We start from the raw sequence: 26,057 nt of genomic DNA, 5'->3' as shown, positions 1-26,057 counted from the left end.
CCGGCTCCTCATGAACCCGACGCCGGATGCTTCTGACATCGCCTGGAGCCGGCCGGCGGCCGGCACTACCGGTCGCGCGCGGCCATGTGAAGCCGGCCAGCGCGCATTGTCGAGGCCCGCCCCCGTCACGGAACGGTTCTTGCACGACTCCGGGTAATCCCCCTGCGTCGTGTCCCTGATGTCCGAGAACGAACAAGCCGGCGAAAAAACCGAACAACCTACCGAAAAACGCCTGCGCGACGCCCGCGAGCAGGGCAACATCCCGCGTTCGCGGGAGTTGGCCACCGCCGCGGTGTTCGGCGCCGGGGTATTGGCGCTGCTGGCCTATTCGGGGGCGATCAGCAGCAACGCCAAGGCCTGGATGCAGTTGGCACTGAGCCCCGAGCCGGGCCTGCGCCTGCAGCCGCAGGCCCTGTTCGGGCATTTCGGCCAGCTGCTGCTGCAACTGCTGTGGGCGATGTGGCCGCTGGTGCTGATCTGCCTGCTGGCCAGCTTCCTGTCACCGGTGCTGATGGGCGGGCTGCGCTGGTCGAACAAATCGATGATGCCCGACTTCAAGCGGATGAGCCCGATGGCCGGGATGAAGCGCCTGTACGGGCCGGAGGCGATCGCCGAATTCACCAAATCCCTGCTGCGCATCGCCTTTGTCGGCACCGCCGCCGGGCTGGTGGTCTGGCACGGGGTCCGGCCGCTGCGCGACCTGCTCAACCAGCCGCTGGAAGCGGCCATGGTGCACGGACTGGGCTTCACCCTGAAGCTGCTGCTGGCCACCGGCGGGGCGATGCTGCTGCTGGCGGCCATCGATGCGCCCTACCAGCGCTGGAACTGGATGCGCAAGCTGAAGATGACCCGCGAAGAGCTGCGCCGGGAGATGAAGGAAAGCGAGGGCAGCCCGGAGGTGAAGGGCCGCATCCGGCAGCTGCAGCAGCAGCTGGCCAACCGCCGGATGATGGAGGCCGTGCCGACCGCCGATGTGGTGGTGGTCAATCCCACCCACTACGCGGTGGCCCTGAAATACGAGGGCGGCAGGATGGGCGCGCCCACCGTGGTGGCCCTGGGCGTGGATGAAACCGCCCTGCGCATCCGTGAAGTGGCCGACGGCAACAAGGTCGCCATCGTCGCGGCGCCGCCTTTGGCACGCGCCTTGTATCGGGAAGGTCAACTTGGCAAGGAAATTCCCGTGAGACTGTATTCGGCCGTGGCCCAGGTCCTGTCCTACGTTTACCAGCTGCGCACCTGGCGCGGCGGCCCGATGCCGGCTGCGCCCAGCATCGATGTGGATGAATTTGCCAGGGGAGCGCGCCCATGAGCGCCCAGTCGGCCGCTACCGGCATGAACATCCGCAAGGCGCTGGACATGATCCGGCACGGCCTGGGCGCCCCGCTGATCGTGCTGGCGCTGCTGGCCATGGTGGTGGTGCCGCTGGCTGCCCCGGTGCTCGATGCGCTGTTCACCTTCAACATCGCCATCTCGCTGATGGTGCTGCTGGCGGTGGTGTACGTGAAGCGCCCGCTGGATTTCACCATCTTCCCGATCGTGCTGCTGATCACCACCATGCTGCGGCTGGCACTGAACGTGGCCTCCACCCGGGTGATCCTGCTCAACGGCCAGAACGGCCACGAAGCGGCCGGCAAGGTGATCGCCGCGTTCGGCGAGTTCGTGATCGGCGGCAACTACGCGGTTGGCATCGTGGTATTCGCGATCCTGACCATCATCAACTTCGTGGTGATCACCAAGGGTGCCGGCCGGGTCTCCGAAGTGACCGCCCGCTTCATCCTCGATGCCATGCCCGGCAAGCAGATGGCCATCGATGCCGACCTCAATGCCGGTTTGCTGACGCGTGAGGAAGCCAAGGCCCGGCGCGAGGAAGTGCGCGAGGAGGCCGACTTCTACGGCGCGATGGACGGTGCCAGCAAGTTCATCCGCGGCGATGCGATCGCCGGCATCCTGATCCTGTTCATCAACCTGCTCGGCGGGCTGGCCGTGGGCGTGCTCCAGCACGGCATGCCGTTCGGCGATGCGGCGGCCACCTATACGCTGCTGTCCATCGGCGACGGCCTGGTAGCGCAGCTGCCCGCGCTGCTGGTGTCCTCGGCGGTGGCCATGCTGGTCACCCGCGCCTCGCGCTCGCAGGACATGGGCCAGGCCATGATGGGCCAGGTATTCGGCCAGTACCGCGCGCTGACCATCGCCGCCGTGATCCTGGGCCTGGTCGGCCTGGTGCCGGGCATGCCCAACGTCGCCTTCTTGACGCTGGCGGCGATCCTCGGCTTCGTGGCCTGGAAGGCGTGGAAGAAGAGCCTGGCCGCGACCGGCGGCGGCGACGCCCCGGCCATCGGCCGCGGCGAGACGCTCGGCCTGCCCGGCGCCGCCCCGCCGCCCACCGCCGAGCTGACCTGGGACGAGCTGCGCCCGGTCGACCCGCTGGGGCTGGAAGTGGGCTACCGGCTGATTCCGCTGGTGGACAAGAACCAGGGGGGCGAGTTGATGGCGCGCATCAAGGGCGTGCGGCGCAAGCTCACCCAGGACATCGGCTTCCTGATTCCCTCGGTCCACATCCGCGACAACCTGGAGCTGCCGGCCACCGCCTATCGCCTGCTGATCCATGGCGTGCCGGTAGCCACCGCCGAGATCCATCCCGACCGCGAACTGGCGCTGGATCCGGGCAGCGCGCTGGGCGCGCTGGAAGGCATCGCCGGCAAGGACCCCGCCTTCGGCCTGGATGCCACCTGGATCCAGCCGCACCAGCGCGCCCATGCCGAATCGATGGGCTACACCGTGGTCGATCCGGCCACCGTGGTGGCCACCCACCTGTCGCACCTGATCCGCGAACACGCCCCCGAGCTGCTCGGCCATGAAGAAGTGCAGCAGCTGCTGGCCAACCTGGCCAAGAGTGCGCCCAAGCTGGTCGAGGACCTCACCCCCAAGACCCTGCCGCTGTCGGTGGTGGTGCGGGTGCTGCAGAACCTGCTGATCGAACGCATCCCGGTCCGCCAGCTGCGCAAGATCGTCGAATCGCTGGTGGAAAACGGCCCGGCCAGCCAGGACCCGGCCGTGCTGACCGCCGCGGTGCGCAATGCGCTGGGCCGTTTCATCGTGCAGGAGATCGCCGGGATGTCGGCCGAATTGCCGGTGTTCACCCTCAACCCGCAACTGGAACGCGTCTTGCAGGAGTCCACACAGGGCAACGGCGCCGCGCTGGAACCCGGACTCGCCGAGCGACTGCATCAAAGCCTGGCCGAATGTGTCGGCAAGCAGGAAGCGAAGAACGAGCCGGCGGTCGTGCTGGTACCCGGCCCGGTACGTGCCGCGCTGGCACGGCTGGTGCGCCACAGCGTCCCCTCGCTGTCGGTGCTGGCCTACAGCGAGGTGCCCGAGGACAAACGGTTGAAGCTGGTCGGCACGATCAGCTGAGCCGGAACTCCGACGGCAACGCGCCAGAAAACAGACACCTCATTCGATACCACCGCAGCAGGAAATAAAGGGAAACCCGGACCGTGCAGACCACCGACAACCAGAGCTTCCCTTCGCCCACTCCGCCGCCCCAGTCCCGGTACCACAGCATGAAAATCAAACGCTTCGTCGCCCCCGATATGCGCTCGGCCATGAACCTGGTGCGCAAGGAACACGGTCCTGATGCGGTGATCCTGTCCAACCGCCGGATCGAGGAAGGCGTCGAAATCGTGGCGGCGGCCAACTACGACGAAGGTGCCGTGCAGCGCGCCCTGGAAGCGGCGCGCAAGGACGTCGCACCGGCACCGGCGCCGGCACGCCCGCGCAATGCCGCCGATGCGGTGATCGCCGCGGTGACCCGGCGCAGGGCGCCGGTGGCCGTGCCCGAACCGGTGGCGGCCACCACCTCGGCGGTAGCCGCGCTGGCCCGTGCCGCGGTCGGCGCCACCGGGCGCACCCTGGACAGCGCCAACGAAATCGTGTCGCCGCCGGGCAGCAGCGGTTTTGCCGCCACCCTGGCCCGCGCCACCCTGGCCCGCGCCGGCCTGGACACCGCTGCCAACGCGGTGGCGCTGCCGGAAAATATCTTCTCCACCTATCCGCTCGAGCCGGCCGCAGCCGCCGCCCCGGCCGCCCCGCTCAACCGCGCCCGTTTCATCATCGACCCGCCGCTGGACGAGCTTGCCGAAGACCTGCCGTACACCCCGGTGGCGGCCAGCGTGGCGATGCCGCCGCTGCCGGTGACCATCACCGCCGTGGCGATACCGGCCCAGGCGCCGGCCCTGCCCGCCGAACCGGTCGCGCTGGCCGAACCGGCCGCCAGCACCGCAGCGGTCATCGCCGTCGACCCCGCCAGCACCCAGCCGGCGCCGGCCCCGGAACTGGTGATGGTGCCGCGCGATGACGAGGAACTGCGCCAGCTGCGCCATGAAGTGGCCGGCATGCGCCAGGTCATCGAACGCGAAATGCACCGCTTCACCGACGAGCGCCTCCGCGGCAGCCCGGTGCGCGCCTCGGCGCTGGACCTGATGGACGAATACGGCTTCGATGCCGGCATCAGCCGCGATGTGGCCATGCAGATCCCGCTGGACACCGAAGCCCACCGCGCCCGCGGACTGATGCTGGGGCTGCTGTCCAAGAAGCTGCCGATCGCCCCGGTCGATCCGCTCGAGGCCGGCGGCGTGATCGCCCTGGTCGGCCCCACCGGCGCCGGCAAGACCACCACCATTGCCAAGCTGGCCTCGCGCTTTGCCGAAAAGCACGCCGCCCGCGACGTGGCCCTGGTCACCACCGACACCGGCCGCATCGGCGCCCGCGAGCAGCTGTACGGCTTCGGCCGCCAGCTCGGCATCGCCGTGCACGAGGCCAGCAGCGGCAGTGACCTGAACCAGCTGCTGGAGCGCCTGCGGGACTACAAGCTGGTGCTGATCGACACCGCCGGGCTGGGCCCGCGCGACCGCGCCCTGGCCGCCCAGTTGCAGTGGCTGCGCGCGGCCGAACAGATCCGCACCCTGCTGGTGCTGCCGGCCAACACCAGTTTCGGCGACATGGACGAGGTGGTGCGCCGCTTCAGCGCGGCCAACCCGCAGGGCGTGGTGCTGAGCAAGCTGGATGAAACCGGCCGCTTCGGCAGCGCCCTGTCGGTGGCCGTGGACCACCGCCTGCCGATCACCTGGGTCACCAATGGCCAGGACGTTCCCGAAGACCTGCACCGGGCCAGTGCGGCCAATCTAGTCCTTCGCCTTGAAGATTTGCGCCGCGCGGCCGATATGCCCTGCAACCCGGAGTTCAACCATGCCGTCGCGTGAGTATGCCAAGCTGACCAAGACCTTCCCGCTGTCGGCCACCCGCAGCCAGCCGCTGGGGCCTGTGCGCACCATCGCCGTGACCGGCGGCAAGGGCGGCGTGGGCAAGACCAACGTGTCGGCCAACCTGGCCGTGGCCCTGGCCGACATGGGCAAGCGCACGCTGTTGCTGGACGCCGACCTGGGCCTGGCCAACATCGATGTGATCCTGGGCCTGCAGCCCAAGCTGACCCTGGCCGACCTGGTCGCCGGGCGCTGTTCGCTGGACGAGGTGATCCTGGAAGGCCCCGGCGGCGTGCTGGTGGTACCGGCCGCGTCCGGCCGCCGCCACATGGCCGAACTGCAGCCGGCCGAACATGTCGGCCTGGTCAATGTGTTCTCCGAACTGGAGCGCGAGCTGGACTTCATGGTGGTGGACACCGCCGCAGGCATCACCGACGGCGTGCTGACCTTCTGCCAGGCCGCGCAGGATACCGTGGTGGTGGTCTGCGACGAGCCGGCCTCGATCACCGACGCCTACGCGCTGATCAAGGTGCTCTCGCGCGAACGCGGCGTGGACCGCATCCAGGTGGTGGCCAACATGGTGCGCGACCCCAACGAGGGCCGGGTGCTGTACGAAAAGCTGACCCGGGTCTGCGACAAGTTCCTGGCCGATGTCTCGCTGAACTACCTGGGCTGCGTACCGCAGGACGACTGGCTGCGCCTGTCGGTGCAGCGCCAGCAGCCGGTGGTCAAGGCCTACCCGTCCAGCCCGGCCGCGCAGGCGATCACCGAGATCGCCCGCCGCACCGCGCGCTGGCAGGCCCCCACCGAACCGCGTGGCGGGGTCGAATTCTTCCTGGAACGCATCCTCAAGCAACGCGGGGTGGCCGCATGAAAGGCGCCGCACAATACAAAGAAGTCCAGCGCACCGCCGCCAACGAGTGCATTGCCCAGCACTCGGACCTGGTCCGGCGCATCGCCCACCACCTGGCCGCACGCCTGCCCGCCAGCGTGGAGGTGGATGACCTCATCCAGGCCGGCATGATGGGCCTGATCGAGGCCTCGCGCAGCTACGATGCCGACCAGGGCGCCTCGTTCGAGACCTACGCCTCGATCCGCATCCGCGGCTCGATGATCGACGAGATCCGCCGCGGCGACTGGGTACCGCGCTCGGTGCACCGCCGCGCCCGCGATGCGGCCTCCACCATCCGCCGCCTGGAACAGACCACCGGCCGCGCCGCCAGCGCCACCGAGGTTGCCGCCGCGATGGAGATGCCGCTGCCCGACTACCTGCGCCTGATGGAAGACGCCGCGCGCGGCCAGGTGCTGAGCCTGGAATCGCGGATCGAAGACCAGGGCGAGCTGGACACCGTCGCCCAGGGCGGGCCGACCCCGCAGCAGGTACTGGAACGCGGCGAGTTCGGCCGCGAACTGGGCAATGCGATCGGCCTGCTGCCCGAACGCGAACAGCTGGTGCTGTCGCTGTACTACGAGCAGGAACTGAACCTGAAAGAGATCGGCGCCGTGCTGGGCGTCAGCGAATCGCGTGTGTGCCAGATCCATGGCCAGGCCGTACTGCGCCTGCGCGGCCGATTGAAGATCTTCGAGGCGGCTGACGCCGGCCTTGAGAACCACTGATACCGAGGAAAGTGCTTTGAACAAGAACATGCGTATCCTGATCGTCGACGATTTCTCGACCATGCGTCGTATCGTCAAGAACCTGCTGGGCGATCTGGGCTTCACCAATACGGCCGAAGCCGAGGACGGGCATGCCGCGCTGTCTCTGTTGCAGAGCCAGTCGTTCGATTTCGTGGTCACCGACTGGAACATGCCGGTGATGACCGGCATCGACCTGCTCAAGGCGATCCGCGCCGATGCCAAGCTCAAGACCCTGCCGGTACTGATGGTCACCGCCGAAGCCAAGCGCGAGCAGATCATCGAAGCGGCCCAGTGCGGGGTCAATGGCTACATCATCAAGCCGTTCACCGCCCAGACCCTGGAAGAGAAGCTCGGCAAGATCTTCGAACGCCTGGCAGCGAGCGCCTGATGGAAACCCTCAGCGAAAAATCGGCGCTGGTGCAGCGCCTGCAGGATGCCCTGGCCGCGCTGGAAAGTGGCGACGAAGCCGGCTGGCGCCGGGAAATCGACGCACTGGCCGCCCTGCGCACCCAGCCGATGATGGCCGGGCTGAACCGGCTCGCACGCGAGCTGGGCCAGGCGCTGGGCGAGCTGCCCAGCCTGCCCAGCGAAGCCGGCGAACTGGACGATGCCTGCGCGCGCCTGGATCACGTGGTGGCGATGACCGAACAGGCCACCCACCGCACCCTGGACCTGGCCGAGGAATGCCGGGCGCTGACCGAACAGCTGCGTGCCAACGGCCTGACCGCCGACCAGGGCCAGCAGCTGGACCAGATCCGCCACAACCTCACCGAAATCGCGCTGACCCAGAGCTACCAGGACCTGACCGGGCAGATCATCCGCCGCGTGGTCGGCATCGTGCGCCGCGTGCATGAAGGTTTCAGCGCGCTCGGCCTGCCGCCGCAGGACGACGCCGCCAGCAAGCGAGACAACGGCCTGGCCGGCCCGGCCGTGTCCGGCCTGGACCGCCACCAGGTGTCACAGGTCGACGCCGACGACCTGCTCTCCGATTTGGGGCTTTGAGGAGGGATCCATGAACATTCAAATGAGTGCGAAGGCCGCTGACGCGGGTCGAGACAAGGCGGACGCCGCAGCGCAGGCAGGCCGCCTGGGCAAGGCGTTCAACACAGTATCGGCCCGCGTCAGGGGCCTTCCCGAAGGGCCGGGTGCCTGTGGCGCTGTGGACTACGGCGCGCGGCTTGGCTTGGGGCCCACCCAAGCCGGCGCCACGCACCTTGCCACACCGCCACAGGCGCCCGGCGCACCTCATTTCAATGCTCATGGAGCCCTCCTATGAGCGCTGTTCCAGACGATATTGCCGCCGACTTCATCCTCGAGGCCCAGGAAATCCTGGACCGGCTCGGCGAACAGCTGGTGTCGCTGGAGCAGTCGCCCCAGGACAGCGACCAGCTCAACGCGGTGTTCCGCGGCTTCCACACGCTCAAGGGCGGCGCCGGCTTCCTCGGCATCCAGGCCATGGTCGAGCTGTGCCATGCCGCCGAGGAAACCCTGGGCATGGCCCGTTCGGGCAAGGCCACCCTGCAGGCGCATCACTTCGATGCCGCCCAGCAGTCGCTGGACTACCTGCAGTCCATGCTCGATGCGGTCTCGGCCGGCACCGAACCGGGGTTTGCCCCGCCGGAGCTGATCGCCCAGTTCGACGTCAACGGCCCGGCCACGCCGGCGCCGGTAGCCGCTGCGGCCAGCGGTGAGCTGATCACCGATGACGAGTTCGAGAACCTGCTCGACCAGTTGCATGGCGGCGCGGCGCCCAGCGCGGTGGCGCCGACGAAGAAGGCCGATGACGGCCTGATCGGCGAAGACGAATTTGAAGCCCTGCTCGACCAGCTGCATGGCGGCGCCGTGCCCGGCGCCAAGGCGGCGCCGGCGGCCACGCCTGCCGCGCCGCGCGCGCCGGCACCGGCCGCAGCGCCCAGGCCGGCCGCCAACAAACCGATGGCCGAAGCCGAACACACCGTGCGCGTGGACACCAAGCGGCTGGACGCGATCGTCAACCTGATCGGCGAGCTGGTGCTGTCGCGCAACCGGCTCAAGACCCTGCGCGCGCGCCTGCACGATGAGGAACTCGACCGCGCCGTGTCCACCCTGGACATCGCCACCGCGCGCCTGCAGTCGGCGGTGATGCGCACCCGCATGCAGCCGGTCGGCAAGGTGTTCTCGCGCTTCCCCAAGGTCGCCCGTGATGTTGCCCGCAACCTGAAGAAGGAAGTGGAGCTGGAGCTGGTCGGCGCGGAAACCGAGCTGGACCGCAACCTGGTCGAGGCCCTGGCCGATCCGCTGGTGCACCTGGTGCGCAACGCGATCGACCACGGCGTGGAAACCCCGGAACTGCGCGAAGCCCAGGGCAAGCCGCGCAGCGGCCACGTGCGCCTGTCGGCGCAACAGGAAGGCGACTACGTCAGCATCGAAGTGCAGGACGACGGCGCCGGCATCGACCCCGAGCGGCTGCGGCAGAAGGCCCGCGAAAAGGGTTTGATCGACCCCGAGGCGGCCGCCCGCCTGAGCAGCGAGGAATGCCTGCACCTGGTGTTCCTGCCCGGTTTTTCCACCAAGCAGGAAGTCACCGACATCTCCGGCCGCGGCGTGGGCATGGACGTGGTGCAGTCGCGCATCCGCGAACTCAGCGGCCAGATCCAGATCCAGTCCGAACTGGGCCGCGGCAGCCGTTTCCTGATCCGCGTGCCGCTGACCCTGGCGATCCTGCCCACCCTGCTGGTGCAGGCCGGCGAGGACGTCTACGCGCTGCCGCTGGCCCGGGTGATGGAAGTGCTGCACGCGCCCAACACCTCGCTGGGCTGGTTCGACGGCCGCGCCGTGCTCGACCGCAAATCGCACACCCTGCCGCTGGTGGACCTGCGCCACTGGCTGGCAGTGGAACCGGCCGCCTCCCCGCTGCTGACCATCGTGGTGCTGCAGGCCGGCGAAGCCCGCTTCGGGCTGGTGGTGGACCAGGTGCGCGGCCGCGAGGAAGTGGTGATCAAGCCGCTGCCCAAGGCCCTGCGTGGGCTGCGCGGCTACGCCGGGGCCACCCTGATCGGCGACGGCCGGATGTCGCTGATCCTGGACGTGGATGGTCTTCGGTGAGGCGGGCCGGGTGTTCCCGGCGGCCTCAAATCGCCCCAAAAGTGTGACCGCCGCAACACCGCTCCCGGTCGGCGTCTCAAGTCCCCTTCACGCAAGCCGATAACGGACCCATGGACAGACTCAGCCTCATTGGACTTTTCCTCGCCCTGGCCTCGCTGGTCGGCGGCAGCATCCTCAAGGGAGCCGGTCTGGCGTCGCTGTGGTCGCCGGCCGCCTTCGTGATCGTCATCGTCGGCACCATCGCCTCGATCCTGCTGCACACCTCCCCGGCGGTGTTCAAGCACGCCTTCAGGATCGTGCGCTGGGTGATCCTGCCGCCCAGCAGCGACCGCCACGCGCTGATCCGCCAGATCGTGGACTGGAGCAACATCGCCCGCCGCCAGGGCCTGCTGGGCCTGGAGGCGCAGGTCGAGGCGCAGGACGACCCGTTCCTGCGCAAGGGCCTGCAGCTGCTGGTCGACGGCGTCGAGCCGGAAACCATCCGGCACATGATGGAAATCGAATTGAGCAGCCAGGAACACCAGGACCTGGCCGCGTCCAAGGTATTTGAGGGCATGGGCATCTATGCGCCGACGCTGGGCATCATCGGCGCGGTACTGGGCCTGATCGCGGTGATGAAGAACCTGGCCGACCCCAGCAAGCTCGGCCACGGCATCGCCGCGGCGTTCACCGCCACCATCTACGGCATCGCCTCGGCCAACCTGCTGTTCCTGCCGGTGTCGGCCAAGCTCAAGAGCGTGATCCAGCACAACAGCCGCGACCGCGAAATGATCATCGAAGGGCTGATCTCCATCGCCCAGGGCGAAAACCCGCGCAACATCGAAACCAACCTGTCCGGATTCCTGCACTGACATGGCCCGTCGCAAGCACCACGAAGAGCATGCCAACCATGAGGCCTGGGCGATTCCGTACGCCGACCTGATGACGTTGCTGCTCGCGTTTTTCGTGGTGATGTATGCCATTTCCTCGCTCAACGAGGGCAAGTACCGGGTCATGGCCGATGCGCTGACCACCGCCTTCGGCGGCGCGCCGCGCACCATCAACCCGGTCCAGGTCGGCAACCAGCAGGTACAGGGCGGCGGCTGGGACAGCCCCTCGGTGATCAAGGCCGGCAACCGGGTCGGCCCGGCCGCGCCGGCGCCGTCCAACGACCCTACCCTGCTGCCGGCGATGGCCGCGCAGATGCGCATGCCGGTCTCGGTGCGCAACCAGGAACAGCTGCAGCGCGCCGAGCGCCAGCTCAACACCATCGCCGACAAGCTCACCGCCACCCTGGCCCCGCTGATCGAGCGCGGCATGATCACCGTGCGCCGCACCGAGCTGTGGATCGAGGTGGAAATCAACAGCGACATCCTGTTCCCGACCGGCTCGGCCACGCTGGACGTGCATGCGCGCGACACGCTCTCCAAGCTGGCCCAGGTCCTGCGCGATTCGCCCAACGGGGTGCGCGTGGAAGGCCACACCGACAACATTCCGATCGCCACCGCGCTGTTCCCGTCCAACTGGGAACTCTCGGCCGGGCGCGCGGCCAGCGTGGTGCACCTGTTCGCCGACCAGGGCCTGCAGCCGTCGCGGCTGGCGATGGTCGGCTACGGCCAGTTCCGCCCGCGCGAAGACAACGCCAACGCCGAAGGCCGCAACCGCAACCGGCGGGTGATGGTGATCATCCTGGCCGATACCGCCCAGCGCGTGGACCCGATCGGCCCGCAGCTCACCGCCGATACCCCGATCGCCCCCATTGGTTCCGACCCGCGGTCGGAACGTCTCACCCCGGCCGGCAGCCACGTTGGCGCCACCGCTCCCCCTGCAATGAAGGACTGAACCGATGCGCATCTGGGCAATCGCCAATCAGAAAGGCGGCGTGGGCAAGACCACCACCAGCCTGGCCCTCGGCCGTGGCCTGGCCACGCTTGGCCACCGCGTGCTGTTGATCGACCTCGATCCGCATTCCTCGCTGACCCGCGCCTTCGGCGTGCCGCTGGATCCGCCGCCGTCGGGCGTGCTGGAACTGTTCGCCACCCCGCCGGCCGAGCTGTCCACGCTGGCCCACCGCAGCGATATCCCCGGGCTGGACTACGTCTGCGCGCAGGCGGCGCTGGCCACGCTGGAACGGCGCAGCGCCAACCAGCCCGGCCTCGGCCTGGCGCTGCAGCACGCGCTGGCCCGCCACCAGGGCCAGCACGACTACATCCTGCTGGACTGCGCGCCCACCCTGGGCCTGCTGATGATCAACGCGCTGGCCGCCGCCGACCGCCTGGTCATTCCCACCCAGGCCGAACCGCTGGCCCTGCACGGGCTGGATGGCATGGTCCGCACCGGCGAAATGGTCGAACGTTCGCGCCGCCGCCCGCTGCCGATGTCGATCCTGCCGACCCTGTTCGACCGCCGCACCCGCGCCGGCAACGAAACGGTCAAGCTGATGCAGGACAAGCACGGCCACCGGGTCTGGGAAGACGCGATCCCGGTGGACACCCGCATCTGCAACGCCGCCAGCCTGACCGTGCCACCGCAGTCGGAGGACTACCCCGGCCGCGGCCTGGCCGCCTACCGCCGCGCCCTGGAATGGATCCTGGCCGACGACGCGCTGCAGATGGAGCGCGCGGCATGAGCACCGTCGGCGTACTGGACGACTATCTGGAACAGCTGCTGGGCGATGCCGTGCCGGATGTCGCCGCGCCGCTGGAGATGTCCGTCGCCCCGGCCGCGGCCGTAGTCGCGCAGGATGAGGCCGAAGCCGAAGGCGTCGCCCTGGCGATCAGCGCCGAATTCGCGCCGCCGGCGGAGGGTGACGCCGCGCCATGCGCGGCTGACGCGGCCGTGCTCAAAGAACGAATGAACGATCCGGCGCTCGACCCACCGGTCGAGACCGTTGCCATCGCGCACGACAGCCCGACCGCGCCCGGAACGCCCGCCAACCTGGCCCTGCTCGACGAGTTGATGAACGACCCCGCGCTCGGCCCGCCGGTCGAGGCCGTTGCGGTCGTGCACGACAGCCCGACCGCACCCGGAACGCCGGCCAACCTGGCCCTGCTCGACGAACTGATGAACGACCCCGCGCTCGGCCCGCCGGTCGAGGCCGTTGCGGTCGTGCACGACAGCCCGACCGCACCCGGAACGCCGGCCAACCTGGCCCTGCTCGACGAACTGATGAACGACCCCGCGCTGGGCCCGGTCATGGCCGCCGATGCCGCCAGCGACGCACGCCCCGGCTGGGACGACCTGCCCGACGAGGTCGTCCACGATACCCCCGCCCCGGTCGCCACCGTAGCCGCACCGGCTCCGGCCGCACGCCCGGCGCCGGCGCCCCGCGCCCTGCCGGCAGCGCTGCCGATGAGCGCGCCCAGTGCCCGCACCGCCGCCCCGGCGCACACCCGCCCGGGCAGCTGGCAGGAACTGCAGGCGCAGGCGCACAACCCGGCCTCCAGCCCACGCGAGAACCGCCGCGCCAGCGAACGCACGTCGCGCTGGCTGCGCCTGCGTTGTGGCCCCCAGGCCTATGCGCTGGAACTGCTGAAGGTGCAGGAAGTGGTGCTGCCGGTCCCGCTGCTGCCGCTGCGCGGTACCGCTGCGGCGATGCTGGGCATCATGAACCTGCGTGGCCAGGTGGTGCCGGTGATGGACCTGGGCATCCACCTCGGTGCCGGCCCGGCCCAGGACGATGCCAATACCCGCATCGTGGTGCTGGAAGAAGACGGCGAGACCATGGGCCTGCGCGTGTCGGCGGTGGAGGACGTGGCCAACCTCACCGAATCCCAGATCGAACCACCCGATACCGCACGCATCTGCCAGATCTCCAACGACCTGTTCCGCGGCGTCGCGCGCGTCACCGCCCAGCCGATGATCCTGCTCGATGCCACGCAGCTGTTGAATTGAGCGGTGATCCTGCTCGATCCCACGCAACCGTTGAATTGATCGGTAGATCCACGCCATGCGTGGATGCTCTCCGTTCAGGCGTGATGACCGCCCGACCGGCGGCTTCGACCATTGTTCAACCTCAGCGGGGGCCGGCGGGATGTCATCGATCGGTCTGCGGACGATGGTGCCGCGCTGCGCGCGGTATCCACGCATGGCGTGGATCTACGCGGACCTGCCCCGTGCGAGGGGACGGATGCGGCGCATCGGCATTCCACCCGGCCGCGCACGCGCGGTTCGCCGCGCGACGCCGGGAACGGCGGTCCACCTGGATGCCCTTGGCGCCCCCCCCTAAAGGTTTGGCGAAATGGGCCGTTATAAACCTCGGAACCGTTTGTCCGGAGCAACAATGAGCACTGTGGCCCTGGGTGGTGATCTCGGCATCGAGACCAGCACCGAGCTCAAAACCCGACTGGCCCCCTTGGTGGACCAGCCCGGGCAACTGACGCTGGATGCCAGCGAAGTCAGTCGTATCCATACCGCGGCAATGCAGGTCCTGTGCGCCTTCGTCCACGCCCGCCACCAGGCAGGCCACCGGACCGCATTCGACGCCTGCACTGCCACCTTCCGTGACGCCGCGCGCCTGCTCGGCGTCACCCAGGCCCTGGGCCTGGATGCACCCCATGACAACCTGAAATCTGTGGAGAACCCGGCATGAGCGCACGTATCCTGGTGGTGGACGACTCGGCGTCGATGCGCCAGATGGTCTCTTTCGCCCTCACCTCGGCCGGTTTTTCCGTCGAAGAAGCCGAAGACGGCGCCGTCGCCCTGGGCCGGGCCAAGGGCCAACGCTTCAACGCGGTGGTCACCGACGTCAACATGCCCAACATGGACGGCATCTCGCTGATCCGCGAACTGCGCCAGCTGCCGGACTACAAGTTCGTCCCGATGCTGATGCTGACCACCGAATCGGCCGCCGACAAGAAGTCCGAAGGCAAGGCCGCCGGTGCCACCGGCTGGCTGGTCAAGCCGTTCAACCCCGAACAGCTGGTCGCCACCGTGCAGAAAGTGCTGGGCTGATCCCCGCACCGTTCGCCGCTCCACCCTTCCCTTTCCCGCAACCGGACCCCACGCCCCATGAGCATGGATCTGCAACGTTTCCACGCCACGTTCTTTGAAGAAAGCCGCGAGGGGCTGGATGCGATGGAGGCTGGCCTGCTGGCGCTCGAATCGGGCCAGCAGGACCCGGAGATCATCAACTCGGTGTTCCGCGCCGCGCATTCGATCAAGGGCGGCGCCGGCACCTTCGGCTTCGACGCGATCGCCGCGTTGACCCACGTGCTGGAAACCCTGCTGGACGAACTGCGCGCCGGCAAGCGTGCGCTGGAAGCCACCGCGGTGGATGCCATGCTGTCATCGGTGGACGTGCTGCGCGCCCTGCTGCGCGAAGCCGAGCACGGCCAGCCGGCCGACCCGCAGGCGGTGGCCGCGATCAAGGCGCGCCTGGAAGCGGTGCTGTCCGGCCAGGCCGTGGCGGCCAGCGCCGCGCCGGCCGCCGCCAAGGCCGATGACACCCCCGAAGCCTGGCAGATCGGCTTCGCGCCGGCGCCGTCGCTGTTCATGAGCGGCAACGACCCGCTGCGCATCATCCGCGAACTGGAACACCTTGGCGCACTGCAGGTGGCCGCGCGCATGGACCGCCTGCCCGGCTTCGACCAGCTCGACCCGCTCGAAGCGCACCTGGCCTGGGACCTCGGCCTGGTCGGCAAGGTGCCACGCAGCAAGATTGAAGACACCTTCGCCTGGGTAGTGGACGACTGCGAACTGGACATCCGCCCGGCCGCACCGCCCAGCCTGGCCACCAGCGCCCCGGCCGCCGCCGTGGCCGCCCCGGCAGCAGCGGCCAGCGCCGCACCTGCCGCAGCGCCCGCTGCCGCCGCCGCGCATGAAGCGGAAACCTCGATCCGCGTCGCCGTGGAAAAGGTGGATGCCCTGATCAACCTGGTCGGCGAACTGGTGATCACCCAGGCCATGCTCAAGCAGGTCTCCCATGCGCTGGACCCGGCCCACGCCGAGCAGCTGCTGACCGGCCTGGACCTGCTCGAACGCAATACCCGCGACCTGCAGGAAGCGGTGATCGGCGTGCGCATGCTGCCGGTGGACGCGGTATTCCGGCGCTTCCCGCGCCTGGTCCGCGACCTGTCCTCGCGGCTGGGCAAGCAGGTGCGCCTGCGCACGCTGGGCGAAGGCACCGAACTGGACAAGGGCCTGATCGAAAAGATCGCCGACCCGCTGGTCCACCTGGTGCGCAACTCGATCGACCACGGCCTGGAAATGCCCGACGTCCGCCGCGATGCCGGCAAGGACGAGACCGGCACGATCACCCTGGCCGCCTCGCACCAGGGCGGGCATATCGTGATCGAAGTCAGCGACGACGGCCGTGGCCTGAACCGCGACAAGATCCTGTCCAAGGCACTGGAACGCGGCCTGAGCGTGCCCGACAACCCCACCGACGCGCAGGTCTGGGACCTGATCTTCCAGCCTGGCTTCTCCACCGCCGATGCGGTCACCGACCTGTCCGGGCGCGGCGTGGGCATGGACGTGGTCCGCCGCAACATCCAGGCGCTGGGTGGCGAAGTGCAGCTGGAAAGCCGGGCCGGCAACGGCACCCGCGTACTGATCCGGCTGCCGCTGACCCTGGCCATCCTGGACGGCATGACCGTGTCGGTGGCCGGTGAAACGGTGATCCTGCCGCTGGCCTACGTGCTCGAAGCGCTGCAGCCGCAACCCGATGACGTGCGCACCATGGCCGGCGAAGGCCGCGTACTGCGCGTGCGCGGCGAATACCTGCCGATCCTGTCGCTGAGCGAGTACTACGGCTTCGGCGGGCGCACCCGCGATGATTCGCTGGTGGTGGTGGTCGAAGGCGATGGCCAGAAGATCGCGCTGGAAGTGGACGAACTGGTCGGCCAGCAGCAGGTGGTGGTCAAGAACATCGAGAACAACTACCGCCGCATCAGCGGCGTGTCCGGCGCCACCATCCTCGGCGATGGCCGGGTCTCGCTGATCGTGGACATCGGCGGGCTGGTGCGCTCGCTGCGGGTGCCACAAGCCGCGTGATACTTCGCAATCGCGAAGTATCCCCAAGGTTTGCGTTGCAAACCTCGGGCCCCGGCTTACAACCACCCAACACCCCCCGCCGTCGGCGCGCCCCTCGGTACGCCACCGCATGCGCGATGGCTCCCCACGTTCGGCTGCGCAGAACGTGGGCCCCGACTTACTACCTTCCAACACCCCGCGCCGTCGGCGCGCCCCCGCTACTAGCGGGAGCTCCTGGTCTGCCGGTTGTGCGCACCCGCCGGTGGTGCCGGCCGCTGGCCGGCCTTTCGGTTTGTCTGATGGGTTCATGGTTGCCGGCCGGAGGCCGGCACTACGGGTGTGCCGTTCCTGGGATTTCCGGCCGGCGGCGTCCGCAGAAACTGTGATGTCGCGCGGCGGCTATACGTTGGCGTATTGAGGCGTCTGCGCGGCCTGCCGGCCCAATCCCTTGCCAATACTTGCTCCTGCAACCACTTCCGATGCGACCGGCCTGCGGCCCTTACAAAAAAAATGTGACATCCAACACTCAAGTTGCGGCACTGCAGCGCCGTTATCCCGGGAGAGCGATGACGCCATCGTCACGCGGCCTGCGCCCCACCCGCACTCGCAACCACCTTTCGCCCAGCACCCCACGGCTGTGCGCCACCGCCCTGTCCGGAGTTCACACCATGAAGTGGTTCCACGATCTGCCCATCGCCCGCAAGCTGGCGGTAGGGTTCACCCTCACCACACTGATGACCGTCGTCCTGGGCGTGTTCGCCCTGGTCCGCCTCAACGGCGCCAATGCCGAACTGGCGTCGATGGCCGGCAACAACATTCCCAGCCTGCGGCACCTGGGCGAAGCGCGCTCGGTACTGGGCGAGTTCCGCACCTATGAGCTGGCCCAGCTGAGCATGCTCGACCAGCCCGACAAGGTGGCCGACTACAACAAGCGCATGGACGCCTCGGCCAAGCTGGTCCGCGACGAGCTGGCCGCCTATGCGGCGCTGCCGGCCGATGACCGCGAGCGCGCGCTGTATGCCAAGGTGGCCGCCGATACCACCGCCTACTTCGCCGCCAACACCGAGATGCGCGCAGCGGTGGCCGCCGGCGACGGCGTGCTGGCACGGGATGTGTCGGACAACAAGTCGCGCCCGGCGCGCCGCCAGCTGTTCGACGACCTCAAGGAGCTGGGCACCTACAGCAACGGCCTGATGGCCAGCCGCATCGACGACGCCAACGCCACCCACCGCACCAGCGTGATCGCCATCATCATCTGCATGGTGCTGCTGTCGCTGGTCGCCGCCGCGCTGGCCTGGACCATCTCGCGGGTGATCACCCGCCCGCTGTCGCAGGCCGTGCATGCGATCAAATCGGTGGCGCGCGGCGACCTCAGCGTCACCATCCGCAGCACCAGCGCCGACGAGGCCGGGCAGATGCTGGCCGCCACCGGCGAAATGACCAGCATGCTGCGCCGCTACTCCGATGAAACCCGGCAGATGGCGGCCATGCATGCCGGCCCGGACATCTCCCACCGCATGCCGGTGGACTTCCCGGGCGTCTACGGCGAGCTGGCAGTGGGCACCAACACGGTGGTGTTCGACCACCTCGATGCGATCCAGGACGCCATCACCGTGCTCAACCAGTACGCGGCCGGCGACCTGTCGCAGAATGCGCGCCGCCTGCCCGGCAGCCGCGCGATCCTGCACGAATCGATGGATGCGGCCAAGGCCAGCCTGCTGGCGATCAATACCCAGATCCAGTCGCTGGCCCAGGCAGCCGCCGCCGGCGATTTCAGCCAGCGCGGCGATGCGATGCGCTTCGACCACGATTTCCGGGTGATGATCCAGCACCTGAATACCATGATGGAAGTGGCCGACGGCAACCTCACCCAGCTCTCGCAGCTGCTGCAGGCCATCGCCAACGGCGACCTCACCGCGCGCATGCACGGCCAGTTCCATGGCGTGTTCGCCAGCATGCGCGACGATGCCAACGCCACCGTAGCCCAGCTGACCCAGATCGTCGGCCGCATCCAGCAGGCATCCTCCAGCATCAGCACCGCCGCCGGTGAAATCGCCTCGGGCAACAACGACCTGTCGCAGCGCACTGAGCAGCAGGCCGCCAACCTGGAAGAGACCGCCGCCTCGATGGAGGAACTGACCTCCACCGTACGCCAGAACGCCGAGCACGCCCGCCAGGCCAACCAGCTGGCCATCGGCGCGCACAGCGTGGCCACCCAGGGCGGCGAAGTGGTCGGCCGCGTGGTCAGCACCATGCACGAGATCGACGCGTCCTCGCGCCGCATCGCCGACATCATCACCGTGATCGACGGCATCGCCTTCCAGACCAACATCCTGGCCTTGAACGCCGCGGTCGAAGCGGCCCGCGCCGGCGAACAGGGCCGCGGTTTCGCCGTGGTCGCCTCCGAAGTGCGCACCCTGGCCCAGCGCTCGGCAGGCGCGGCCAAGGAGATCAAGGGCCTGATCGATGAGTCGGTCGGCAAGGTCGCCGAAGGTTCGGCCCTGGTCAACCAGGCCGGCGCCACCATGGGCGAGATCGTCGCCTCGGTACAGCGCGTCACCGACATCATGGCCGAGATCTCGGCGGCCTCGCAGGAACAGTCGGCCGGCATCGAACAGGTCAACCAGACCGTGGTGCAGATGGACGAAACCACCCAGCAGAACGCCGCCCTGGTCGAAGAAGCCACCGCTGCGGCACGCTCGATGGAAGAGCAGGCCGGGCACCTGACCGATGCGGTCGCGCTGTTCAAGCTGGACGGCCAGGCCGCCCCGGCACAGGCCGCCGTTGCCCCGCGCGCAAGCCACGCGGCAATGGCGCCCCGCGCACGCACGGCGGCCGCTGCCCCGGTACGTCGCCTGCCGGCCCGCGAGCCGGTACTGGCCAACGAGGGCGACTGGCAGGAATTCTGAGCCCGCCCCGCGCCTAACCCTGGACACCCCGCTTCGGCGGGGTGTTTTTGTTGCGGCGCACAGCAACTGCGCCGGGGATTGCCCCTACATAATTGTGACGCACTGCCGATAAACGGAAAGAGCCGCCCTGTCCTGCGACACCGGCACCCGCCCAACCCAGCAGATTCCATGTCCGAAGGCAGCCTTCCCGCACACGACCAATCCCATGCCGGGCCCGACGCCGGTACGGACGACAGGTTCCTGGTCCGCAACCCCCGGCAGATCCGGCAATTGCTGCAGGCGCTGATCGACCAGCGTTCGCTGATCAACGCGCACATCGACGGCCGCGACCAGTCCTTCCCGACCGCGATCCTGGAGCTGGACGAAGACGAGGACGAACTGCTGCTGGACGGCAGCCCGTCAGAGTCGTCCAACCGCGCCGCCGAACAGGCCGACCACCTGCTCTGCTTCGGCCAGCTCGAACGGGTGATGGTGCGCTTCCGCCTGGACGGGCTGCAGCGCGTCCACAACGATGGCCACATCGGCTTCCGCACCGCCTTCCCCAGCGAGCTGGTGCACCTGCAACGGCGCGAGCTCTACCGCCTGGAAACCCCGATCACCGATTCACCACAGCTCACCCTGCCCGCCAACGAGGACCGCGGCGAGCCCTTGTCGCTGCGCGTGGTCGATATCAGCGGCGGCGGCCTGGCAGTCACCGTGGCCACCGACTGCAACGTATTTGGCCTGCAGAAACGCTACGACGGCTGCCGCCTGGACCTGCCCGACAGCGCCCCGATCACGGTGTCGCTGGTGACCTGCAACATGCGCGCGCAGAAGCTGCCCAACGGGGCGGAAATGAAGCGCGTGGGCCTGCGCTTCGACAACCTTCCCCGCGGCGCCGACAGCGCGATCCAGCGCTACATCTTCCGCATCGACCGGCAACGTAGCGCACGCAAGAACGGGGAAAGTTGAGGGCTGCTGCTTTATCGTTTTTTAGGAAGAAGCGGCGGTTGGGGATGCTGTGGGCGGGGCGGTGGGAGCGGGTTGGCGGGACACGCCGTAAACCCATCCGTGGGGGCTTGGCGAAAACATCCATGTTTTCGACAGTCCCGCCAACCCACTCCCACCGCCCCGCGGATAGATTGTCGGCGCCGTATTGAGAGCAGCAGCTGGATGGTGGTGGGAGGTGCCGAGCATGGCTCGGCACTACCCTCCCTCAACCCCACGGGCGACCACTTCACCCAAACGCAGCAGCGCCTTGGGTAGGTCCGAGCCATGCTCGGCAGCAGAGCACCCGATACACCCACCCGCAAAGCGCCATGACCGTTTTTCCCATGCGAACCAGCCAACCGTCAAAGGCCAGGCGTGGGTGGGTTGGCGGGACTGTCGAAAACATGGGTCCGGCGCATGCGCCGGACGGGTTGGGCACGACGCCCAACCCCGGCCTTGCCGGATGCGCAGGACAGCGCATGCGAGCAAGTTTTCGCCAAGCCTACAGGGACGTACTTGCGGCGTGTCCCGCCAACCCACCCACGCCTGGCCCTCCCCGGCACCAGCACACCGCCTTCGCTTTCAGCTTTCAGCTTTCAGCTCCAAGCCCAATCCCCACAATCCTAAAGTCGCCCCCATCCAGGCCGATATCCAGCGTGACGCCCGGTTTTCTTGACCGCCACGCCCGACCCAGGATCCCCTCGATGAACGACCACAATCCCAACGCCGCCAGCAGCGGTGGCGAGTACCTCAGCTTCACCCTCGGCGCCGAGCACTATGGCGTGGACATCCTCAAGGTGCAGGAAATCCGCGGCTACGACTCGGTTACCCGCGTGCCCGACGCGCCCGATTACATCAAGGGCGTGATCAACCTGCGCGGCACCATCGTCCCGGTCATCGACCTGCGCCTGAAGCTGCGCCTGGAAAACGCCACCTACGACGCCTTCACCGTGATGATCGTGCTCAACGTCGAAGACCGCGTCGTCGGCATCGTCGTCGACAGCGTCTCCGACGTCATCCCGCTCAGCGCCGAACAGATCCGCCCCACCCCCGAGTTCGGCGCCGCCGTCGATACCCGCTTCATCTCCGGGATCGGCACCCAGGACGACCGCATGCTCATCCTGCTGGACATCGAAACCCTGCTCGACAGCGCCGACATGGGCCAGCCCCAGGTCGTCGAAGACGCCGCCGCCTGACCCTGCCCACCACCCGGCCGCTGAATTGCACAGCATCGTGAAAAAAATCTTAAGTTCCGCCCAGGACGGCCGATAGCTGGTTCAGGACCCGGCCGTCCAGGGCTGCCCAAGGCCGGGCCAACTTGTCCATATCCCCCGGAGAAACTCCCGATGAAGTCCCTGTTTGCGCTGTTCTCGGTCGCCGTGCTCGCCGCCACCGCCTCGTCCGCCTACGCCCAGTCGGCCGACATGATCCCGCCGGAAATGGCACCGCGCTCGGTCGGCAAGGACGGCATGGTCTGCGGCAAGGTCGAAAAGGCCCGCTACGCCGAAGGCTCCGAAGGCCAGCCGACCTTCCTGTACATGGGCGGCGCCTTCCCGCGCCACACCTTCTCGGCGCGTATCGCCGGCGCCAACCGCAGCAAGTTCAGCTTCCCGCTGGAATCGCTGGAAGGCAAGACCGTCTGCGTGATCGGCAAGATCGCCCGCGATGCCTCGCGCGCTGAAATCGAGGTCAGCTCGCCGGCCGGCCTGAAGCTGGCCAACATCAAGTAATCCGCCCCACGCCCTGCCACGCCGGCCCAGGCCGGCGTGGTCGCTGCAACCGGGTGCCAAGCCCGGACGCGTTTGCCACTGGAGACCGCACCGACCATGCCGTGGATCAACAACCTCAAACTGATGCCCAAGCTGATGCTGACCTTCGGCATCCTCCTGCTGGTGATGCTGCTGCAGGGCATCGTGGCCTACCAGGGCCTGCACTCGCTCAACAACGTCACCACCGAGTTGGCCGGGCACCGGATGGAAAGCATCCGCACCGCGGGCGAAATCCGTGGCATGGTCGGCGAGTACCGCAATTCGGCCTACCAGGGCCTGATCCGCGCCAGCGATGAGGTCAAGGCGCAGGCCAAGACCCGTGCGGTCGAGCTGCGCGGCAAAATCGACCTGGCCGTCAAGAAATACCCCGAACTGATCGACAATCCCCAGCAGAAGAAGTTGTTCGACACCTTCGCCAAGGATTGGAAGGAGACCCTGGCGTCCTACGACGCGGTCACCGAAATGCTGGAACTGGACCTGCCCGACGATGCCATCGATACCTTCGTCGGTGAAACCCGTGCCAAGCATTTCAAGGCGTCGGCCGCCCTGGAGGCCCTGATCGCCGAAGACAACCGGCTGGCCCGCGCATCGCGCGAGGAAGCCGAATCCACCTATGCCACCTCCGCCACGCTGACGATCATCGCCCTGCTCGGCGGCGCCGCTGCCGGCCTGGTGCTGGTGTGGCTGTTCGCCCGCTCGCTGGTGGGCAGCGTACGCGGCGCGGTATCGGTGGCCAACGATGTCGCCGGCGGCAAGCTCGACGGCCATATCGACCTTACCCGCAAGGATGAAGTGGGCGACCTGCTGCAGGCCATGCAGCGCATGCAGCGCGACCTGCGCGAGCGCACCGAGACCGACCAGGCCATCGCCCGCGAGAACCTGCGCATCCGCACCGCGCTGGACTACAGCTCCACCGGCGTCTACCTCACCGACGACAGCCTCAACATCGTCTACAGCAACCGCGCCCTGCAGCAGACCCTGAGCCAGTACCAGGACGACATCCGCCAGGCACTGCCGGACTTCGACGCCGGCGCCTCGCTGATCGGCCGCCCGGTCAGCAGCCTGGAACACCGTGGCGAGATGGACCCCAACGTGCTGTCCAGCCTCAAGCAGCACGGCGTGGCCCGCCGCCCGATGCAGTTCGGCCAGGCCCAGTTCGCCCAGGTCATTTCCAGCATCCGCAACGAAGACGGCCAGACCGTGGGCCACGTGGTGGAATGGCGCGACCGCACCCCCGAAGCCCTGGTCGAAGCCGAAGTGGCGCGCGTGATCGCCCAGGCCGCCGCCGGCGACCTGTCCGGCCGCATCAGTGCCGAAGGCAAGGACGGCTTCTTCCTGCAGCTGGCCCAGCAGATCAACGGCCTGCTCGACGCCAACGCGGCCAGCATCGAACAGATCTCCGGCCTGCTCACCGCACTGTCGCAGGGCGACCTGAGCGTGCGCATGCACGGCGATTTCCAGGGCGTGTTCGCCAGCATGCGCGACGACGCCAACGCCACCGCCGAACAGCTCAGTGGCATCGTCACCCGGATCAAGCACTCCAGCCAGGCCATCAGCTCGGCCGCCAGCGAGATCGCCACCGGCAACAGCGACCTGTCGCGGCGCACCGAGCAGCAGGCCGCCAACCTGGAGGAAACCGCCGCTTCGATGGAGGAACTGACCTCCACCGTGCGCCAGAACGCCGAGCACGCCCGCCAGGCCAACCAGTTGGCCATCGGCGCGCACAGCGTGGCCACCCAGGGCGGCGAAGTGGTCGGCCAGGTGGTCACCACCATGAGCGCGATCCAGACCTCCTCCAGGAAGATCGCCGAAATCATCTCGGTGATCGACGGCATCGCCTTCCAGACCAATATCCTGGCGTTGAATGCCGCAGTCGAGGCCGCGCGTGCCGGCGAACAGGGCCGCGGCTTTGCCGTGGTCGCCTCCGAAGTGCGCACCCTGGCCCAGCGCTCGGCGGCAGCGGCCAAGGAGATCAAGGGCCTGATCGACGACTCGGTCGGCAAGGTCAACGACGGCTCGGCCCTGGTGCACAAGGCCGGCGCCACCATGGGCGAGATCGTCGCCTCGGTGCAGCGCGTCACCGACATCATGGCCGAGATCTCGGCGGCCTCGCAGGAGCAGTCGGCGGGCATCGAACAGGTCAACCAGACCGTGGTGCAGATGGACGAAACCACCCAGCAGAACGCCGCCCTGGTCGAAGAAGCCACCGCCGCGGCGCGCTCGATGGAAGAGCAGGCCGGCCAACTCAGCGACGCGGTGTCGATCTTCAAGCTCGACGAATACGACCTGCCGGCCGCCGTTGCCGCCCCTGCCCCGCGCGCGCCACGCCCGGTGGCGGCTGCGCCGGCCCCGGCCCGCCGGACCACTGCCCGCCCGGTCGCCACCGAGCTGGCCGACGGCGACTGGCAGGAGTTCTAAGCACGCCAAGCGTCCATGCATCTGCAACGCAGAAAGCCCCGATGCTTCGGCATCGGGGCTTTTTTGTTGGTTCTTCACCGATTTGCGGGTAGTCAACTGCGAACTACAGCATCAGATCAAAGGCAGTGACCGATGTTTGCGCTGATTGGGCTGGCGCGGGTGGGTTGGCGGGACACGCCGTGAACCCATCCGTGGGGGCTTGGCGAAAACATCCATGTTTTCGACAGTCCCGCCAACCCACCCGCGCCAACCCTCCACACATGGCCGGTGCGCACCGGAAAGCGTAGGTCCGAGCCATGCTCGGACAACGTGATGCCGAGACCAAGTGTGTCCGATCACGGGTCGGACCTACCTCCGATGGGGTGCCAGGAATTAGAGCAGCAAGGCCGACCGATGGTTGGATGCCGTTGCCGTTGCTGTCGCTGGTAATCTTGACCTTGATTTACCTTCCCCTTGGAGCGAGCCGAGCATCGCAATCCCATTCGTCCGGGAACAGGCGCGTGGCGACGCGTTCTTCACTACGGACATTCATTGCTACGGAGGCGCGGGCGAAGAGGTGCGGGCCAAGCGTGAAGCGTGCTGAGGGCTGCGTGGCAGCACATGGGCGCGTGGCGACGCGCTGGACCAATCGGCGCCCGTTGGTCTGGGGGCGCGAGCGTAGCGAGTTCCGCACCGTCCCTTGCCGACGCGAGAAGCGCAGGGAACCGGCGGGCATAGCCCGCCGGCGAGCGGACGGGGGCGTGTTCTTTGGTTACTTTCTTGCACGAGCACCAGCGCTGCCGGAGCGGCGCGGAACAGCGTAGCTGGCCCGTAGGGTGGCGCACAGGGATGTGCGCCATCAGAAAGTGACTCGCGCCCCGCAGGGGCACGAAACGCCTTTGAATTTGTCCGCGAAACGGAAACAGCAGCGCCAACGCATCCGGACGTAGCTCCGCCCCCTCCGTGGATGCTCCCTGCCGCGGCGAGCGGATCATCCCAGGCACAACCTGAATACGCTCAGCCAGCCCACCTCAATAGGTGCCGTGCGCGGCCGATAACAGCATTGCCGCGACACGAAT

At 68.1% G+C, this 26,057-nt stretch carries 20 protein-coding genes; all 20 read left to right on the top strand.

From position 1 onward, the window contains the following. The first annotated feature begins 178 nt into the window (after positions 1–178). The 20 genes from flhB to AC3ITM_RS09050 all read left to right on the top strand — a co-directional run bounded on the left by flhB (position 179) and on the right by AC3ITM_RS09050 (position 24,999). Positions 179–1,309: a flagellar biosynthesis protein FlhB gene (gene flhB, locus AC3ITM_RS09145; protein WP_489269875.1), complete on the top strand. Its 1,131-nt coding sequence runs from the start codon at positions 179–181 to the stop codon at positions 1,307–1,309. After that, positions 1,306–3,414 carry a flagellar biosynthesis protein FlhA gene (gene flhA, locus AC3ITM_RS09140; RefSeq protein ID WP_489269874.1) on the top strand — a complete coding sequence of 703 codons (2,109 nt, stop codon included), beginning with the start codon at positions 1,306–1,308 and terminating at the stop codon, positions 3,412–3,414. The genes flhB and flhA overlap by 4 nt, the downstream gene beginning before the upstream one ends. A 149-nt stretch (positions 3,415–3,563) precedes the next feature. Then, positions 3,564–5,261, top strand: coding sequence for a flagellar biosynthesis GTPase FlhF (flhF, locus tag AC3ITM_RS09135; protein WP_489269873.1), 1,698 nt, complete (start codon positions 3,564–3,566; stop codon positions 5,259–5,261). Next, a complete protein-coding gene (locus AC3ITM_RS09130; RefSeq protein WP_489269872.1) occupies positions 5,248–6,135 on the top strand; it encodes a MinD/ParA family ATP-binding protein in 888 nt (295 codons plus the stop codon). The genes flhF and AC3ITM_RS09130 overlap by 14 nt, the downstream gene beginning before the upstream one ends. Further along, on the top strand, positions 6,132–6,878 hold the full coding sequence (locus tag AC3ITM_RS09125; RefSeq protein WP_228886902.1) for an RNA polymerase sigma factor FliA: 747 nt from the start codon (positions 6,132–6,134) through the stop codon (positions 6,876–6,878). The genes AC3ITM_RS09130 and AC3ITM_RS09125 overlap by 4 nt, the downstream gene beginning before the upstream one ends. A gap of 16 nt (positions 6,879–6,894) precedes the next feature. Continuing rightward, the gene (cheY, locus tag AC3ITM_RS09120; RefSeq protein WP_228886901.1) at positions 6,895–7,287 is read left to right on the top strand and encodes a chemotaxis response regulator CheY; all 393 of its coding nucleotides are present in this window, start codon (positions 6,895–6,897) and stop codon (positions 7,285–7,287) included. Continuing rightward, on the top strand, positions 7,287–7,901 hold the full coding sequence (locus AC3ITM_RS09115) for a protein phosphatase CheZ (protein WP_489269871.1): 615 nt from the start codon (positions 7,287–7,289) through the stop codon (positions 7,899–7,901). Before cheY ends, AC3ITM_RS09115 begins: the two co-directional genes overlap by 1 nt. A 270-nt stretch (positions 7,902–8,171) precedes the next feature. Then, complete coding sequence (locus AC3ITM_RS09110) at positions 8,172–9,983, top strand: chemotaxis protein CheA (protein WP_489269870.1); 1,812 nt, start codon at positions 8,172–8,174, stop codon at positions 9,981–9,983. A 110-nt stretch (positions 9,984–10,093) separates the two neighbouring features. Further along, complete coding sequence (locus AC3ITM_RS09105; protein ID WP_489269869.1) at positions 10,094–10,834, top strand: flagellar motor protein; 741 nt, start codon at positions 10,094–10,096, stop codon at positions 10,832–10,834. Position 10,835: 1 nt separating this feature from the next. Then, entirely contained in the window at positions 10,836–11,804 is a 969-nt protein-coding gene (gene motD / locus AC3ITM_RS09100; RefSeq protein WP_489269868.1) for a flagellar motor protein MotD, read from the top strand. Positions 11,805–11,808: 4 nt separating this feature from the next. After that, complete coding sequence (locus AC3ITM_RS09095; protein WP_489269867.1) at positions 11,809–12,591, top strand: ParA family protein; 783 nt, start codon at positions 11,809–11,811, stop codon at positions 12,589–12,591. Beyond that, a complete protein-coding gene (locus tag AC3ITM_RS09090; protein ID WP_489269866.1) occupies positions 12,588–13,856 on the top strand; it encodes a chemotaxis protein CheW in 1,269 nt (422 codons plus the stop codon). Before AC3ITM_RS09095 ends, AC3ITM_RS09090 begins: the two co-directional genes overlap by 4 nt. Before the next feature lie 388 nt (positions 13,857–14,244). Beyond that, positions 14,245–14,553: an STAS domain-containing protein gene (locus tag AC3ITM_RS09085; protein ID WP_228886894.1), complete on the top strand. Its 309-nt coding sequence runs from the start codon at positions 14,245–14,247 to the stop codon at positions 14,551–14,553. Continuing rightward, the gene (locus tag AC3ITM_RS09080; protein ID WP_228886893.1) at positions 14,550–14,915 is read left to right on the top strand and encodes a response regulator; all 366 of its coding nucleotides are present in this window, start codon (positions 14,550–14,552) and stop codon (positions 14,913–14,915) included. The genes AC3ITM_RS09085 and AC3ITM_RS09080 overlap by 4 nt, the downstream gene beginning before the upstream one ends. Positions 14,916–14,972: 57 nt before the next feature. After that, complete coding sequence (locus tag AC3ITM_RS09075; protein ID WP_489269865.1) at positions 14,973–16,955, top strand: chemotaxis protein CheA; 1,983 nt, start codon at positions 14,973–14,975, stop codon at positions 16,953–16,955. 647 nt (positions 16,956–17,602) lie between these two features. Continuing rightward, positions 17,603–19,843 carry a methyl-accepting chemotaxis protein gene (locus tag AC3ITM_RS09070; RefSeq protein ID WP_489269864.1) on the top strand — a complete coding sequence of 747 codons (2,241 nt, stop codon included), beginning with the start codon at positions 17,603–17,605 and terminating at the stop codon, positions 19,841–19,843. Positions 19,844–20,011: 168 nt separating this feature from the next. After that, on the top strand, positions 20,012–20,794 hold the full coding sequence (locus AC3ITM_RS09065) for a flagellar brake protein (RefSeq protein WP_489269863.1): 783 nt from the start codon (positions 20,012–20,014) through the stop codon (positions 20,792–20,794). 722 nt (positions 20,795–21,516) lie between these two features. Continuing rightward, on the top strand, positions 21,517–22,008 hold the full coding sequence (locus tag AC3ITM_RS09060; protein ID WP_489269862.1) for a chemotaxis protein CheW: 492 nt from the start codon (positions 21,517–21,519) through the stop codon (positions 22,006–22,008). A gap of 150 nt (positions 22,009–22,158) precedes the next feature. Beyond that, positions 22,159–22,542, top strand: coding sequence for a hypothetical protein (locus tag AC3ITM_RS09055; RefSeq protein ID WP_489269861.1), 384 nt, complete (start codon positions 22,159–22,161; stop codon positions 22,540–22,542). Between the two features lie 96 nt (positions 22,543–22,638). Then, positions 22,639–24,999 (top strand): methyl-accepting chemotaxis protein, encoded by a 2,361-nt coding sequence (locus AC3ITM_RS09050; RefSeq protein WP_489269860.1) that lies wholly within the window; start codon positions 22,639–22,641, stop codon positions 24,997–24,999. The last annotated feature ends 1,058 nt before the right edge of the window (positions 25,000–26,057 follow it).

It is taken from the genome of Stenotrophomonas sp. KH_029, assembly GCF_057839765.1.
Note: the sequence above shows the minus strand (reverse complement) of the source record. Positions and strands in the feature narration are given on the sequence as shown.

What these genes read in the sequence shown, in the direction of transcription:
- flhB (WP_489269875.1), top strand. Translation starts at nt 179, where the DNA reads ATGTCCGAGAACGAACAAGCCGGCGAAAAAACCGAACAACCTACCGAA.
- flhA (WP_489269874.1), top strand. Translation starts at nt 1,306, where the DNA reads ATGAGCGCCCAGTCGGCCGCTACCGGCATGAACATCCGCAAGGCGCTG.
- flhF (WP_489269873.1), top strand. Translation starts at nt 3,564, where the DNA reads ATGAAAATCAAACGCTTCGTCGCCCCCGATATGCGCTCGGCCATGAAC.
- AC3ITM_RS09130 (WP_489269872.1), top strand. Translation starts at nt 5,248, where the DNA reads ATGCCGTCGCGTGAGTATGCCAAGCTGACCAAGACCTTCCCGCTGTCG.
- AC3ITM_RS09125 (WP_228886902.1), top strand. Translation starts at nt 6,132, where the DNA reads ATGAAAGGCGCCGCACAATACAAAGAAGTCCAGCGCACCGCCGCCAAC.
- AC3ITM_RS09115 (WP_489269871.1), top strand. Translation starts at nt 7,287, where the DNA reads ATGGAAACCCTCAGCGAAAAATCGGCGCTGGTGCAGCGCCTGCAGGAT.
- AC3ITM_RS09110 (WP_489269870.1), top strand. Translation starts at nt 8,172, where the DNA reads ATGAGCGCTGTTCCAGACGATATTGCCGCCGACTTCATCCTCGAGGCC.
- AC3ITM_RS09105 (WP_489269869.1), top strand. Translation starts at nt 10,094, where the DNA reads ATGGACAGACTCAGCCTCATTGGACTTTTCCTCGCCCTGGCCTCGCTG.
- motD (WP_489269868.1), top strand. Translation starts at nt 10,836, where the DNA reads ATGGCCCGTCGCAAGCACCACGAAGAGCATGCCAACCATGAGGCCTGG.
- AC3ITM_RS09095 (WP_489269867.1), top strand. Translation starts at nt 11,809, where the DNA reads ATGCGCATCTGGGCAATCGCCAATCAGAAAGGCGGCGTGGGCAAGACC.
- AC3ITM_RS09090 (WP_489269866.1), top strand. Translation starts at nt 12,588, where the DNA reads ATGAGCACCGTCGGCGTACTGGACGACTATCTGGAACAGCTGCTGGGC.
- AC3ITM_RS09085 (WP_228886894.1), top strand. Translation starts at nt 14,245, where the DNA reads ATGAGCACTGTGGCCCTGGGTGGTGATCTCGGCATCGAGACCAGCACC.
- AC3ITM_RS09080 (WP_228886893.1), top strand. Translation starts at nt 14,550, where the DNA reads ATGAGCGCACGTATCCTGGTGGTGGACGACTCGGCGTCGATGCGCCAG.
- AC3ITM_RS09075 (WP_489269865.1), top strand. Translation starts at nt 14,973, where the DNA reads ATGAGCATGGATCTGCAACGTTTCCACGCCACGTTCTTTGAAGAAAGC.
- AC3ITM_RS09070 (WP_489269864.1), top strand. Translation starts at nt 17,603, where the DNA reads ATGAAGTGGTTCCACGATCTGCCCATCGCCCGCAAGCTGGCGGTAGGG.
- AC3ITM_RS09065 (WP_489269863.1), top strand. Translation starts at nt 20,012, where the DNA reads ATGTCCGAAGGCAGCCTTCCCGCACACGACCAATCCCATGCCGGGCCC.
- AC3ITM_RS09060 (WP_489269862.1), top strand. Translation starts at nt 21,517, where the DNA reads ATGAACGACCACAATCCCAACGCCGCCAGCAGCGGTGGCGAGTACCTC.
- AC3ITM_RS09055 (WP_489269861.1), top strand. Translation starts at nt 22,159, where the DNA reads ATGAAGTCCCTGTTTGCGCTGTTCTCGGTCGCCGTGCTCGCCGCCACC.
- AC3ITM_RS09050 (WP_489269860.1), top strand. Translation starts at nt 22,639, where the DNA reads ATGCCGTGGATCAACAACCTCAAACTGATGCCCAAGCTGATGCTGACC.